Raw genomic sequence first — 12,800 nt, 5'->3', positions numbered from 1 at the left:
CACCGGGGCCTTCAATCCCAGCTCCACCGACAGCGAACTTCGAGGTGCGCACCTTGGCTTTCCAGATGCCGGACCGCGGCGGAGGCCCGTCAGGGCCACGGATCAGAGTCGGCCGGCCCTCCCGGCGCGTCCGGACCCTGCTGATGACCTTGGGCGTGCTGGCCGGTCTGGCCCTGCTCTTCGTCATGTTCGCCGGGTTCTGGACGGACTGGCTGTGGTACCGGTCGGTGGACTACTCCTCGGTCTTCACCACCACCCTCGGCACGAAGATCGGCCTGTTCGCCGTCTTCGGCCTGCTGATGGCGCTGGCCGTCGGCCTGAACATCTGGCTCGCGCACCGCCTGCGGCCGCCGCTGAGCGCGATGTCGGTGGAGCAGCAGAGCCTCGACCGCTACCGGATGGGCATCGCGCCGTACAAGAAGTGGGTGCTGCTGGCGGTCACCGCGCTCGTCGGCCTGGTCGCGGGGGCCTCGGCCGCCGGCCAGTGGCGCACCTGGCTGCAGTGGATCAACGGGGTGTCCTTCGGGCAGCGGGACCCGCAGTTCCACAAGGACATCTCCTTCTACACCTTCGACCTGCCCTGGTACCGCTTCCTGCTGAGCTTCGGCTTCGCGGCGACGGTGCTGTCGCTGATCGCCGCCGCCCTGGTGCACTACCTGTACGGCGGGCTGCGGCTGACCAGCCCCGGCCACCGGGCCACCGCGGCGGCCACCGGCCACCTGTCCGTGCTGCTGGGCGTCTTCGTCACGCTCAAGGCCGTCGCCTACTGGCTGGACCGCTACGGGCTCGCGGTGAAGTCCAGCGGGCTGAAGTCCACCGACGGCTGGACGGGTCTGCGGTACGTGGACGCCAACGCCTATCTGCCGGCCAAGACGATCCTGTTCATCATTGCGCTGATCTGTGCGGTGCTGTTCTTCGCCACCCTGTGGCGGCGCACCTGGCAGCTGCCGGTGATCGGCTTCGGCCTGATGGTGCTCTCGGCGGTGCTCATCGGCGGGCTCTACCCGGCGATCGTGCAGAAGTTCCAGGTGCAGCCGAACGAGCAGGCCAAGGAAGCGCCGTACATCAAGAAGAACATCGCGGCCACCCGCGAGGCGTACGGCATCGACGGCTCCGAGGTGCAGGACTACGCGGGCCGCAGCGACCTGCAGGGCAAGGACAAGCAGAAGCTGCGCGACGCCGCCGACTCCACCGCCAGCATCCGGCTGCTCGACCCCAACATCGTCTCGCCCACCTTCCAGCAGCTCCAGCAGGTCAAGGGTTACTACCAGTTCCCCTCCACGCTGGACGTCGACCGCTACAAGGTCGACGGCAAGGAGCAGGACACGGTCATCGGTCTGCGCGAGCTGAACATCAACGGCATTCCCGAGCGCAACTGGATCAACGACCACTTCAAGTACACCCATGGCTACGGCGCCATCACCGCCAAGGGCACCACGGCCGTCGGCGAGGGCGATCCGGACTTCACCGAGTCCAACCTGCCGACCAAGGGCAAGCTCGGCACGTACGAGCAGCGGGTGTATTACGGCGAGAAGACCACCCAGTACTCGATCGTCGGCGGCCCGCAGAAGGAGCTGGACTACTCCGGCGACAAGGGCGAGAAGAGCTACAGCTATCAGGGCCGGAGCGGGGTGAGCCTGTCCAACCCGGTCAACCGGGCCGCGTACGCGGTGGCCTTCGGCGAACCGCAGATCCTGTATTCGGGCGCCATCGGCGACGGTTCGCGGATTCTGTACAACCGCACGCCCAAGGAGCGCGTCGAAGCCGTCGCCCCGTGGCTGACGATCGACGGCGACGCCTATCCGGCGGTCGTCGACGGGCGCATCCAGTGGATCGTGGACGCCTACACCACGACCAACGGATATCCGTACGCCTCGCGCACGACCCTCGGTGACACCACCGCCGACTCGCTGACCACCGGTCAGCGCGCCGTCGTCGCCCAGCAGAACCAGGTCAACTACATCCGCAACTCGGTCAAGGCCACGGTCGACGCCTACGACGGCACGGTCACGCTCTACCAGTGGGACACCAAGGACCCGGTGCTCAAGACCTGGATGAAGGCCTTCCCCGGCACGGTGAAGGCCAAGAGCGAGATCAGCAAGGGTCTGCTGGACCACCTGCGCTACCCGCAGGACCTGTTCAAGGTGCAGCGCGAGCTGCTGACCCGCTACCACGTCACCAAGGCCGACACCTTCTACACGGGCAGCGAGCGCTGGGAGGTGCCGGACGACCCGACCAACAAGTCCGGCAATGCCGTCCCGCCGTTCTACCTGAGCATGCGGATGCCCGGTCAGCAGGCGCAGTCGTTCTCCCTGACCACGACGTTCACCCCCAAGGGCCGTGAGAATCTCGGTGCCTTCATGGCGGTGGACGCCGATGCCACCAGCGCCGATTACGGGAAGATCCGCATTCTGAAACTGCCGTCGGAAACGACGACGTCGGGCCCGCAGCAGGTGCAGAGCAAGTTCAACGGCGATCCCGAGATCGCCAATAAGATCAATATTCTGAAGCGCGGCGATTCCGAGATCGAGTACGGAAATCTGCTGACCGTGCCGCTGGACGACGGTCTGCTGTACGTCGAGCCGGTCTATGTGCGCGGTGCGGGGTCCAACTTCCCGCGACTGAAGAAGGTTTTGGTCACCTACGGCAACAAGACCGCCTTCGAGGACGATCTCGCCACCGCGCTCGACGCCGTGTTCGAGGTCAAGGGTGCCAAGCCCGGCACCCAGCCGCCCACCCCCGGCACCACGCAGCCGCCGGCGGCCAATCCCTCGGTCAAGGAAGCCGTCAAGGCCGCGCAGGACGCCTTCGACGCCGGCCAGAAGGCGCTCGACAAGAAGGACTGGGGGGCCTACGGCAAGGCCCAGGAGGACCTCAAGGCCGCCCTCGACCGGCTCGCCAAGGCCGAGCAGGCCGCCGCGGCCGGTGGTGCCAGGCCCGGCAGCTGACCGACGCGGCCCCGCCCCGCGCCGTGGTACGGTTGTTCCACAACGGCGCGGGGTGGAGCAGCTCGGTAGCTCGCTGGGCTCATAACCCAGAGGTCGCAGGTTCAAATCCTGTCCCCGCTACTGAAGGACAAGGCCCGGAGTTCTCGCAACTCCGGGCCTTGTCGCATCTCGGGCCGGGTCGCTCGGCGCGGTCGGCCCCCGCCCGCCCGGGCGTCGGGGGCGCACGGGAGCCCGCGGCCCGCCACGCGGCGGACTGTGCGGGTTGTGTGCGGGGGTTTTGATTAGAGTTTGGAGCACCGCCGTGTCGGGAAGTCGGGAAGTCGACAAAACGCTGAAGTGACCTCACTGGCTGCGGTATTCCAGGTGTACGCAGGTTGCGGGAGTGCGACGATGGGACTTATGGGGGACAGGGCGAGGCTGTTGAGCACCCGTCGGCTTGTAGCGGCTCCCGGCAACGGGAGCCAGACGCCAGAGCAGGACCCGTCGTCGTACGCCCTGGGCGGCACCGCCCTGGCCACGGCCCCGGACCGCACCGCGACCGCGGCGGCCCACGCCGCACCGGCGGCGGCCGAACCCCGCGCACCACAGGAGCCACGGGATCCCCAGGACACGGCCTGCGCCACCGAGGCGGCCGACCTGGAGCTGGAGACCGCCCGCCGCCGCGCCGCCGAGTCCGGCGACCCCGCGTCGCTGAGCATGCTCGGCGCCCTGTTGCTGCGCCGCGGCGACCTCGACGGTGCCGAGCGCCACCTGCGCGCCGCCACCGCCGCCGGGGACCGCTCCGCCGCCAACAACCTCGGCGTCCTGCTGCACCAGCGCGGCTACGCCGACGAGGCCGCCGGCTGGTGGCGGGTCGCCGCCGTCGCCGGCTCCGCCGCGGCCGCCCACGCCCTCGGCCGCTACCACCGCGAGCGCGGCGACGAGCCCGCCGCCGAGTACTGGCTGCGGCAGTCCGCCGAGTCCGGGCACGCCCTCGGTGCGTACGCGCTGGCCGACCTGCTGGAGCACCGCAGCGACGTGGGCGCCGAGCGCTGGTTCCGTGCCGCTGCCGAGCGCGGCCACCGCGAGGCCGCCTACCGGCTCGCCCGGATACTCGACGGACGCGCGCCGCGGCCCCCGGCCGACGACGTCTGCGAGGGGCTGGCCGCCTCCCTCGGCCCGGCCACCCGCAACCGGCGGATCTCCGCCGGCGGCGGTGACACCTCCGTGCGCGAGCTGCGTGCCGCGGCCGCCGGCCGCCAGGACGGCCCGGCCGGCGAGGCCGAGCAGTGGTACCGGCAGGCCGCGGCCCGCGGCCACCGCCGCGCCGCCCTGCACCTGGGCACCCTGCTGGAGGGCCGGGGCGAGACCCAGGAGGCCGCCCGCTGGTACCTGACCTCCGCCAAGGACGGGGAGCCGCGCGCCGCCTGCGCCCTGGGCTTCCTGCTGCGCGACGCCGGCGACACCGACAGCGCCGCCGTGTGGTGGCGCCGCGCCGCCCAGGAGGGCGACGGCAACGCCGCCAACGCCCTGGGCGCCCTGCACGCCGACCGCGGCGAGTCCCAGCAGGCCGAGCGCTGGTACCGCGAGGCCCTCGACGCCGGCGACATCAACGGCGCGTACAACCTCGGGCTGCTGTGCGCCGAGCAGGACCGCACCGCCCAGGCCGAGCAGTGGTACCGCCGCGCCGCCTACGCCGGACACCGCGAGGCCGCCAACGCGCTGGCCGTCCTGCTGATGCAGGGCGGCGACGCCGCCGGGGCCGAGCCGTGGTTCTCCAAGGCGGCCGAGGCCGGCAGCGTGGACGCGGCCTTCAACCTCGGCATCCTCTACGCCGGCCGGGGCGAGGAGCACCTGGCCCTGGAGTGGTACGAGCGGGCCGCCGCGGCCGGCCACACCGAGGCCGCGCTGCAGGTCGCCATGGCCGTGCTGCGCGACGGCGGGCCCGGCGGTACCGAGGAGGCCGAGCGCCACCTGCGGGTGGCCGTGCAGGGCGGCAGCGCGGAGGCCGCCTTCCGGCTGGGCGCGCTGCTCGACCGCGACGAGGAGCGCAGCCGCGAGAGCGAGCAGTGGTACGAGCGGGCCGCCCGCCAGGGCCACCGGCGCGCCCAGGTGCGCCTGGGGATGCTGGTGGCCGAGCGGGGCGACACCGCCGGGGCCGCGCACTGGTACCGGGAGGCCGCCGAGGCCGGCAGCCGCAACGGCGCCTTCAACCTGGGACTGCTGCTGGCCCGCGAGGGCAGCGAGCCGGAGGCGGCGATGTGGTGGACGCGGGCGGCGGAGGCCGGCCACGGCCGGGCCGCCCTGCGCCTCGCCCTCCTCGCGGCCCGGCGCGGCGACCTCTCGGCGGGCCGGCAGTGGTGCGCGCGGGCGGTGGAGCTGGGCCCGGCGGAGGTCGCCGAGCGCGCGGCGCGGCTGCGGGACGCCCTGCAGCAGGAGCTGTCCGCCTGAGCGCCGGCAGGCGTGTTTGCGTCGGGAGACACGGACGGGTTAGGGTGGGTCTAACGACGCGGGGTGGAGCAGCTCGGTAGCTCGCTGGGCTCATAACCCAGAGGTCGCAGGTTCAAATCCTGTCCCCGCTACTGAAGGCCAAGGGCCCGGATCCCAGGATCCGGGCCCTTTGTCATGCCCTCATGCTCTCGGTACTCGTCGTGCCCTCGGCGCCGTCATGCCGTCGCCCCCCCCGGGCGCCTTGATCAGGGCCCCGCGCAGGACGGGCAGATTCCGCGGTACGTCACCTCGACCGCCGACACCTCGAAGCCGAAGCGCTCGGCGGTGGGCAGCCCGGCCAGCAGGTCGCCGGCGGGATGGACGTCGCGGATCGTGCCGCACCGCGAGCACACCAGGTGCTGGTGCGCGTGGTGGGCGTTGGGGTCGTAGCGCTTCGCGCGGCCGTCCGTGCTCACCTCGAGGACCTCGCCCAGCGAGACCAGCTCGCCCAGGGTGTTGTACACCGTCGCGCGCGAGATCTCCGGCAGCAGCTCGGCCGCCTTGGCGTGTACTTCGTCGGCGGTGTAGTGCACGTGGTCCCCGTCGAGCACTTCGGCGACGACGCGTCGCTGCGCGGTCAGCCGCCAGCCGCGTCCCCGGAGCCTTTCCAGCAGGTCACTCATGCCATTTCACCTATCAGTCAGATAGGACCAAGCGTAGCAGCGGCGCCTGTCCACCCCTGGATCCCGTTTTTATGTGGGAAGCATCTTGACTTAGACATAGTCCAATGTAGGATCGATCTCGGCTCAGGCCAAGGGGGTCCCACCCCCGGATCCCGGCGGGGCCGACAGAGACGATGAGACGACGGAGGCGTAGGTGTCGGTGCAGGGCGAGACGACGACGGGCCCGCTGACCACGGAGTCCGGTGCTCCGGTCGCGGACAACCAGAACAGCGAGACGGCGGGTCTCGGCGGCCCCATGCTCATCCAGGACCAGCTGCTGCTGGAGAAGCTCGCGCACTTCAACCGCGAGCGGATCCCGGAGCGTGTGGTGCACGCCCGCGGCGCCGGGGCCTACGGCACCTTCACCGTGACCGCCGACGTCACGCGCTGGACGCGGGCGAAGTTCCTCTCCGAGGTCGGCAAGCAGACCGAGGTCTTCCTGCGCTTCTCCACCGTCGCCGGCAACCTCGGGGCGGCCGACGCGGTGCGCGACCCCCGCGGCTTCGCGCTGAAGTTCTACACCGAAGAGGGCAACTACGACCTCGTCGGCAACAACACCCCGGTGTTCTTCATCAAGGACGCCATCAAGTTCCCCGACTTCATCCACACCCAGAAGCGCGACCCGTACACCGGCTCGCAGGAGGCGGACAACGTCTGGGACTTCTGGGGTCACTCGCCGGAGTCCACCCACCAGGTGACCTGGCTGTTCGGCGACCGCGGCATCCCCGCCTCGTACCGCCACATGAACGGCTACGGCTCGCACACCTTCCAGTGGAACAACGAGGCCGGCGAGGCCTTCTGGGTGAAGTACCACTTCAAGACCGACCAGGGCATCGAGAACCTCACCCAGGACGAGGCCAACAAGCTCGCCGGCGAGGACCCCGACAGCCACCAGCGCGACCTGCGCGAGGCCATCGAGCGCGGCGAGTTCCCGACCTGGACCGTGCAGGTGCAGATCATGCCGGCGGACGAGGCGGCCACCTACCGCTTCAACCCGTTCGACCTCACCAAGGTCTGGCCGCACGAGGACTACCCGCCGATCGAGATCGGCAAGCTGGAGCTCAACCGCAACCCGGAGAACATCTTCGCCGAGGTCGAGCAGTCGATCTTCACCCCCGCCCACTTCGTGCCGGGCATCGGCCCCTCCCCGGACAAGATGCTCCAGGGCCGCCTCTTCGCCTACGGCGACGCCCACCGCTACCGCGTCGGCGTCAACGCCGACCACCTGCCGGTCAACCGCCCGCACGCGACCGAGGCACGCACCTACGGCCGTGACGGCCTGATGTACGACGGCCGGCACAAGGGCGCGAAGAACTACGAGCCCAACAGCTTCGGCGGGCCGGCCCAGACCGACCGCCCGCTGTGGCAGCCGGTCGCCGTCACCGGCGCCACCGGCAACCTCGCCGCTCCCTCGCACTCCGAGGACAACGACTTCGTCCAGGCCGGCAACCTCTACCGCCTGATGTCCGAGGACGAGAAGGAGCGCCTGATCGCCAACCTCGCCGGCTTCATCGCCAAGGTGTCGCGCGACGACATCATCGAGCGGGCGATCAACAACTTCCGCCAGGCGGACCCCGACTACGGCAAGCGGTTGGAGGCCGCGGTCCAGGCCCTGCGCGGCTGAACAACCACTGGACGCTTGCCGTAAGAAACCGAAGAGGCCGGACGCCATGGGGCTCCGGCCTCTTCGGCCTTTTTCCTTCGCTTTCCCTTTGCTTCCCCTTCGGCCTGCCTTCCGTGGCGCCTCAGGCGGTGACCGCCGGCGCCTGGGTACGGCCGCGCAGGGGAAGCCAGCAGCGGATGATGTCGCGGACCGAGACCACGCCCACGGCCTCGTGCCGGTCGAGGACGATCAGGTGCCGGAACTCGCCGCGCGACATCGCGGCCGCGGCCTCCTCCAGCGTCCAGTCGGGGGCTGCGAAGACCACGTCGGTGGTGGTGTGTCCGTGGGCCGTCTCGTGGTCGGGGTCGTGCCCCGCCCCGAGCGCGTTGAGGATGTCCCGCTCGGTGAGGATGCCGAGGCCGCTGGTGTCGGGGTCGAGGACGACGGCGGCGCCCACCCTGCGGGCGGACATCAGCCGGGCCGCCTGCCGGAGGGTGTGGGCGGGCCCTATGGTCAGGACCACCGTGCTCATGGCGTCGCGGACGAGCATGGTTGCAAGCCACCTCCTGGAGGGAGCGAGGGCTTCACATGTTCACAAGCCTGTGGCCGTCATCGTCACACGCCCCGGGAGGGCGGACAAGGTCTTCAGAAGGCTGAATTTTGCCAGATTTTTACGACCATATGATGGGTTTAAGAACCCGGCGGTCGCAAATAGTTGAGCAGTTCGTCGTGCAGCAATCCGTTCGAGGCCGCCGCGTTGCCGCTGTGCGGCCCCGGGCGCCCGTCCAGGCCGGTGAAGCGGCCGCCGGCCTCCTCCACGATGACGACGTTCGCCGCCATGTCCCACAGGGACAGCTCCGGCTCCGCACACAGGTCCACCGAGCCCTCGGCGACCATCATGTAGGGCCAGAAGTCGCCGTAGCCGCGCGTGCGCCAGCAGTCCCGCGTGAGGTTCAGGAAGCCCGGCAGCATGCCGCGCTCCTCCCACCCGGACAGCGACGAGTACGCGAACGACGCGTCGTCGATCCGCTCCACCCGCGAGACCTGCAGCCGGCTGGCGGACGTCAGGCTGCGCCCGGTGAAGGCGCCCGATCCCTTCGCCGCCCACCAGCGCCGCCCGAGTGCCGGCGCCGAGACCAGACCGACCACCGGCTGGTAGCCGCCCTGCTCCATCACCATCAGGGAGATCAGCGTGGCCCAGACCGGCACCCCGCGCACATAGTTCTTGGTGCCGTCGATCGGGTCGATCACCCAGCGCCGCGGGCCCGCGCCCTCGCTGCCGAACTCCTCGCCCAGCACGGCGTCCCGCGGGCGGGCACGCTGCAGCTGGCCTCGGATCAGCTCCTCGGCGGCCTTGTCCGCCTCGCTCACCGGTGTCATGTCCGGTTTGGTGTCGACCTTCAGGTCGAGGGCCTTGAACCGGTCCATGGTGGCCGCGTCGGCGGCGTCCGCCAGGACGTGGGCCAGACGCAGATCATCGTGGTAGTCGGACATGTAACGCACACTACCTGCGGCCGGGGCGGGGGCGCGTGCGCGGCGCGGCCGGCCGGGCCTCTTGACACCCTCTGGCGCCGCGTCAATTCTGTGGGCTGCCCCAACCGTCGTGCGGCCCCACGGCCGAGGAGGCGACGATGCCCGCGGCACGAGAGCTCTTGCTGGACGCGGCCTTCACGGCACTCGCCGCCCGGCCCTGGCACGGGGTCCGGATGGTGGACGTCGCGGCCGCCGCCGGCGTGTCCCGCCAGACCCTCTACAACGAGTTCGGCAGCAAGGACGGGCTCGCCCGCGCCCTGGTGCGCCGCGAGGCGGAGGCCTTCCTCACCGGCGTCGAGCGCACCCTGACCGACGCCGCGGCCCGCGCCGGCACCGACGCCGGCGACGCCCTGGCCGCCGCGGCCCTGTGGACGCTGCGCGCGGCCCGCGGCAACCCGTTCGTACGCGCCGCCCTGACCGGCTGCCGTGGCGACCGCCTGCCACCCGCCGCCGCACCCCCCTTACCGGGGCCGCGCACACCGCGCGACGCGCGGCCCTTCCGCGGTGCCCCGCCCACGCCCGCCGCGCTCGCCGAGCGGATCCGCGGCAGCGCGGTGACCGCCCTCGGCGGCCCGCCGCAGCACCCCGAGGAGCTCCCGGAGGCCGGCGAATGCGCCCTGTGCCGGGCCTGCGAGGCCGCCGTCCGGCTGATTTTGTCCTACGTCGTCGCCCCCGCCGCCTCGGACGACGAGGCCGCCGGAGAGGTCGCCCGGCTGGTCCGGGCACTGCTCGCGACCAACGGTTCCTAGACGCTCAGTGCGAGGAGCCGGACAGCTGCAGCCCGATGACCCCGACGATCACCAGGCTGATGGAGACGATCTTCAGCGTGGAGACCAGGTCGCCGAGGAAGACCATGCCGTAGATGGCCGTACCGGCCGCGCCGATGCCCGTCCACACGGCGTACGCCGGCCCCACGTCGAGCTTGCGCAGGGAGAGCGTGAGCAGCCCGAAGCTGCCGAGGGCGAAGCAGGCGAAGGCGATCGTGGGCCACAGGCGGGTGAAGCCGTGCGAGAGCTTCAGACAGACGGCGAAGCCGGTCTCCAGCAACCCGGCGACGACGACCAGCAGCCACGCCATCTGTGTGCCTCCCGTTCCGCGGACCGCCGCGCGGTCCCGGTGCGGGCGCGCCCTTGCATGCCCTTGCCAGTGGCGGTCACTCGCAAACGTAGGCGATCAGTCGCCTTCGCGCCGCTCCCGCGTTGCCAGCAGCCGGCGCAGGGAGTACAGCCGCTGCGGGTCGGCGTGCCCGTCCGCCACCCACTCGTCCAGCGCGCAGTCCGGCTCGTCGTGGCTGCAGGCGCGCGGGCAGTTCTCCGCGCCCGGCTCCAGGTCGGGGAAGGCATGGATGACGCGGGCCGGGTCGACGTGGTGCAGCCCGAACGAGCGGACGCCGGGGGTGTCGATGACCCAGCCCGAGTCGTCCGGCAGCGGCAGGGCCAGCGCCGAGGTGGTGGTGTGCCGGCCCCGGCCGGTGACCTTGTTGACGTGGCCGGTGGCCCGCTGACGGTCCGGCACCAGGGCGTTGACCAGCGTCGTCTTGCCGACGCCGGAGTGCCCGACGAAGGCGGTCAGACGACCCGTCAGCCGCTCGCGGACGCGGTCGGCCGCGTCCCCGTTCGCCAGCTCCTCGCGGTTGGTGACCACGTACGGCACACCCAGGGAGCCGTAGGACTCCATGAGCTTCTCGGCCGGCGCCAGGTCCGACTTGGTCAGCACCAGCAGCGGCTCCAGCCCCGCGTCGTAGGCGGCCACCAGGCAGCGGTCGATCAGGCGGGGCCGCGGCTCGGGATCGGCGAGTGCGGTGACGATGGCCAGCTGGTCGGCGTTGGCGACGACCACCCGCTCGAACGGGTCGTCGTCGTCGGCCGTGCGGCGCAGCACCGAGCTGCGCTCCTCGACCCGCACGATCCGGGCGAGGGTGTCCTTGGCGCCGCTGAGGTCGCCGACGACCGCCACGCGGTCGCCCACGACGACGCCCTTGCGGCCCAGTTCGCGCGCCTTCATCGCCATGACGGTGCGGTCCTCGACGAGGACGGTCAGCCGGCCGCGGTCGATGGTGAGGACGAAGCCCTCGGCGGCGTCCTCGTGTTTGGGGCGGATGTTGGTGCGGGGGCGGTTGCCCTTGCGGTTGGGGCGTACGCGGACGTCGTCCTCGTCGGTGTGCTTGCCGTAGCGGCGCATGGTGCTTCCAGGTCTCTTCAGCTTCTCGGCGCCGCCGTCGCCCCCGCGACGGAACCGAGCATCCCGGTCCACAGCCCCGGGAAGTCGGGCAGGGTCTTGGCGGTGGTGGCGACGTTCTCCACCCGGACGCCGTCCACGACGAGGCCGAGCACGGCCGCCGCGGTGGCCAGCCGGTGGTCCTCGTAGGTGTGGAAGACACCGCCGTGCAGGGGACGGGGCCGGATGTGCAGCCCGTCCTCGGTCTCGGTGACGTCGCCGCCGAGCTCGTTGATCTCCTTGGCCAGCGCGGCCAGCCGGTCGGTCTCGTGCAGGCGCAGGTGGGCGATGCCGCGCAGGACGGACTCGGAGTCCGCCAGCGCCGCGACCGCCGCGATCACCGGGGTGAGCTCGCCGACCTCGTGCAGGTCGGCGTCGATGCCGGTGATCCGGCCCGTTCCGGTGAAGGTCAGGCCCGCCTCGGTCAGCTCGCAGCGGCCGCCCATGGCGGTGAAGATCTCGCGCAGCGCGTCGCCCGGCTGGGTGGTGCGCTCGGGCCAGTCGGTGACGGTGACCCGGCCGCCGGTGATCAGGGCGGCGGCCAGGAACGGCGCCGCGTTCGACAGGTCGGGCTCGATGACCAGGTCGCGGCCGAGCAGGGCGCTGGGGGAGACCCGCCAGACGTTCGGCTCGCCCCCGGATTCGGGGGTGTCGACCTGGGCGCCGGCCGCGCGCAGCATCTCCACGGTCATGCGGATGTGCGGCAGCGACGGCAGGGTGGGGCCGGTGTGGCGGACCTCGACGCCCTGGTTGAAACGCGGGCCCGACAGCAGCAGGGCGCTGACGAACTGCGAGGACGAGGAGGCGTCGACCTCCACCGGGCCGCCGTCCAGGGCGCCGGCGCCGTGCACGGTCAGCGGCAGGGCACCGCGTTCGTTGTCGTCGATGCGCGCGCCCAGGGCGCGCAGCGCGTCGATCACGCCGTGCAGGGGGCGCTCGTAGCTGCGGGGATCGCCGTCGAAGTGCACCGGCCCGTCGGCGAGCGCGGCGACCGGCGGCAGGAAGCGCATCACGGTGCCGGCGTTGCCGACGTCGACGGTGGCCGGGCCGTGCAGCTGGGCCGGGATGACCCGCCAGGCCTCGCCGGTGCCGTCGGGGCCCACCCCCTCCTCGATGCCCACGCCCATGGCGCGCAGCGCGTCGGCCATCAGGACGGTGTCGCGGGAGCGCAGCGGGCGGCGCAGCCAGCCGGGCTCGGCGGCGAGGGCGGCCAGCACCAGGGCGCGGTTGGTGACCGACTTCGAGCCGGGCACGGTGACGGTGGCGTCGACGGCCCCGGTCGCAAGGGGAGCGGGCCAGAGGTCGGGGTGCGCGGGGCTCTCGGTCATGCCTTTACCTTACTGACGTTCCGCGTGGGGTTCGGCCCCG

General features: G+C 71.7%; 10 protein-coding genes and 2 tRNA genes. 6 read left to right on the top strand and 6 right to left on the bottom strand.

Annotation, left to right across the window (positions count from 1 at the left end):
• Positions 1-65: 65 nt before the first annotated feature.
• From AB0K17_RS01040 to AB0K17_RS01025, 4 genes are all read left to right on the top strand, one after another.
• Positions 66-2,948: a UPF0182 family protein gene (locus AB0K17_RS01040; protein WP_365965361.1), complete on the top strand. Its 2,883-nt coding sequence runs from the start codon at positions 66-68 to the stop codon at positions 2,946-2,948.
• Positions 2,949-2,994: 46 nt separating this feature from the next.
• Positions 2,995-3,068: transfer RNA gene (locus tag AB0K17_RS01035), tRNA-Met, on the top strand.
• 270 nt (positions 3,069-3,338) lie between these two features.
• Positions 3,339-5,378, top strand: coding sequence for a tetratricopeptide repeat protein (locus AB0K17_RS01030; protein ID WP_365965323.1), 2,040 nt, complete (start codon positions 3,339-3,341; stop codon positions 5,376-5,378).
• A 57-nt stretch (positions 5,379-5,435) separates the two neighbouring features.
• A tRNA-Met gene (locus AB0K17_RS01025) sits at positions 5,436-5,509 on the top strand.
• Positions 5,510-5,623: 114 nt separating this feature from the next.
• Here AB0K17_RS01025 and AB0K17_RS01020 read toward each other — a convergent pair.
• A complete protein-coding gene (locus AB0K17_RS01020; RefSeq protein ID WP_365965322.1) occupies positions 5,624-6,040 on the bottom strand; it encodes a Fur family transcriptional regulator in 417 nt (138 codons plus the stop codon).
• 193 nt (positions 6,041-6,233) lie between these two features.
• Here AB0K17_RS01020 and AB0K17_RS01015 point away from each other — a divergent pair, with 193 nt between their 5' ends.
• Positions 6,234-7,703 carry a catalase gene (locus AB0K17_RS01015; protein ID WP_365965321.1) on the top strand — a complete coding sequence of 490 codons (1,470 nt, stop codon included), beginning with the start codon at positions 6,234-6,236 and terminating at the stop codon, positions 7,701-7,703.
• A gap of 121 nt (positions 7,704-7,824) precedes the next feature.
• On the opposite strand, the gene AB0K17_RS01010 is transcribed toward AB0K17_RS01015, so the two are convergent.
• Together AB0K17_RS01010 and hisN are read right to left on the bottom strand one after the other, a co-directional pair.
• Positions 7,825-8,232 (bottom strand): CBS domain-containing protein, encoded by a 408-nt coding sequence (locus AB0K17_RS01010; RefSeq protein ID WP_365965320.1) that lies wholly within the window; start codon positions 8,230-8,232, stop codon positions 7,825-7,827.
• 140 nt (positions 8,233-8,372) lie between these two features.
• The gene (hisN, locus tag AB0K17_RS01005) at positions 8,373-9,176 is read right to left on the bottom strand and encodes a histidinol-phosphatase (RefSeq protein WP_365965319.1); all 804 of its coding nucleotides are present in this window, start codon (positions 9,174-9,176) and stop codon (positions 8,373-8,375) included.
• A gap of 137 nt (positions 9,177-9,313) precedes the next feature.
• On the opposite strand from hisN, the gene AB0K17_RS01000 reads away from it, so the two are divergent.
• Positions 9,314-9,964 (top strand): helix-turn-helix domain-containing protein, encoded by a 651-nt coding sequence (locus AB0K17_RS01000; protein WP_365965318.1) that lies wholly within the window; start codon positions 9,314-9,316, stop codon positions 9,962-9,964.
• A 4-nt stretch (positions 9,965-9,968) separates the two neighbouring features.
• Here AB0K17_RS01000 and AB0K17_RS00995 read toward each other — a convergent pair whose 3' ends face one another.
• The 3 genes from AB0K17_RS00995 to aroA form a co-directional block, all read right to left on the bottom strand.
• Positions 9,969-10,292 (bottom strand): multidrug efflux SMR transporter, encoded by a 324-nt coding sequence (locus AB0K17_RS00995; RefSeq protein ID WP_344438169.1) that lies wholly within the window; start codon positions 10,290-10,292, stop codon positions 9,969-9,971.
• Between the two features lie 96 nt (positions 10,293-10,388).
• The gene (gene rsgA / locus AB0K17_RS00990) at positions 10,389-11,396 is read right to left on the bottom strand and encodes a ribosome small subunit-dependent GTPase A (protein ID WP_365965317.1); all 1,008 of its coding nucleotides are present in this window, start codon (positions 11,394-11,396) and stop codon (positions 10,389-10,391) included.
• 17 nt (positions 11,397-11,413) lie between these two features.
• Positions 11,414-12,760: a 3-phosphoshikimate 1-carboxyvinyltransferase gene (gene aroA / locus AB0K17_RS00985; protein ID WP_365981688.1), complete on the bottom strand. Its 1,347-nt coding sequence runs from the start codon at positions 12,758-12,760 to the stop codon at positions 11,414-11,416.
• Positions 12,761-12,800: the final 40 nt, after the last annotated feature.

Origin of the sequence: Streptomyces sp. NPDC049585 (genome assembly GCF_040675615.1) — a bacterium.
Classification (GTDB): domain Bacteria; phylum Actinomycetota; class Actinomycetes; order Streptomycetales; family Streptomycetaceae; genus Streptomyces; species Streptomyces luteosporeus.
The sequence above is the reverse complement of the archived record's forward strand: the minus strand, read 5'-3'. Positions and strand labels throughout refer to the sequence as shown.

What these genes read in the sequence shown, in the direction of transcription:
- AB0K17_RS00995 (WP_344438169.1), bottom strand. Translation starts at nt 10,292, where the DNA reads ATGGCGTGGCTGCTGGTCGTCGTCGCCGGGTTGCTGGAGACCGGCTTC.
- AB0K17_RS01010 (WP_365965320.1), bottom strand. Translation starts at nt 8,232, where the DNA reads ATGCTCGTCCGCGACGCCATGAGCACGGTGGTCCTGACCATAGGGCCC.
- aroA (WP_365981688.1), bottom strand. Translation starts at nt 12,760, where the DNA reads ATGACCGAGAGCCCCGCGCACCCCGACCTCTGGCCCGCTCCCCTTGCG.
- hisN (WP_365965319.1), bottom strand. Translation starts at nt 9,176, where the DNA reads ATGTCCGACTACCACGATGATCTGCGTCTGGCCCACGTCCTGGCGGAC.
- AB0K17_RS01040 (WP_365965361.1), top strand. Translation starts at nt 66, where the DNA reads ATGCCGGACCGCGGCGGAGGCCCGTCAGGGCCACGGATCAGAGTCGGC.
- AB0K17_RS01020 (WP_365965322.1), bottom strand. Translation starts at nt 6,040, where the DNA reads ATGAGTGACCTGCTGGAAAGGCTCCGGGGACGCGGCTGGCGGCTGACC.
- rsgA (WP_365965317.1), bottom strand. Translation starts at nt 11,396, where the DNA reads ATGCGCCGCTACGGCAAGCACACCGACGAGGACGACGTCCGCGTACGC.
- AB0K17_RS01000 (WP_365965318.1), top strand. Translation starts at nt 9,314, where the DNA reads ATGCCCGCGGCACGAGAGCTCTTGCTGGACGCGGCCTTCACGGCACTC.
- AB0K17_RS01030 (WP_365965323.1), top strand. Translation starts at nt 3,339, where the DNA reads ATGGGACTTATGGGGGACAGGGCGAGGCTGTTGAGCACCCGTCGGCTT.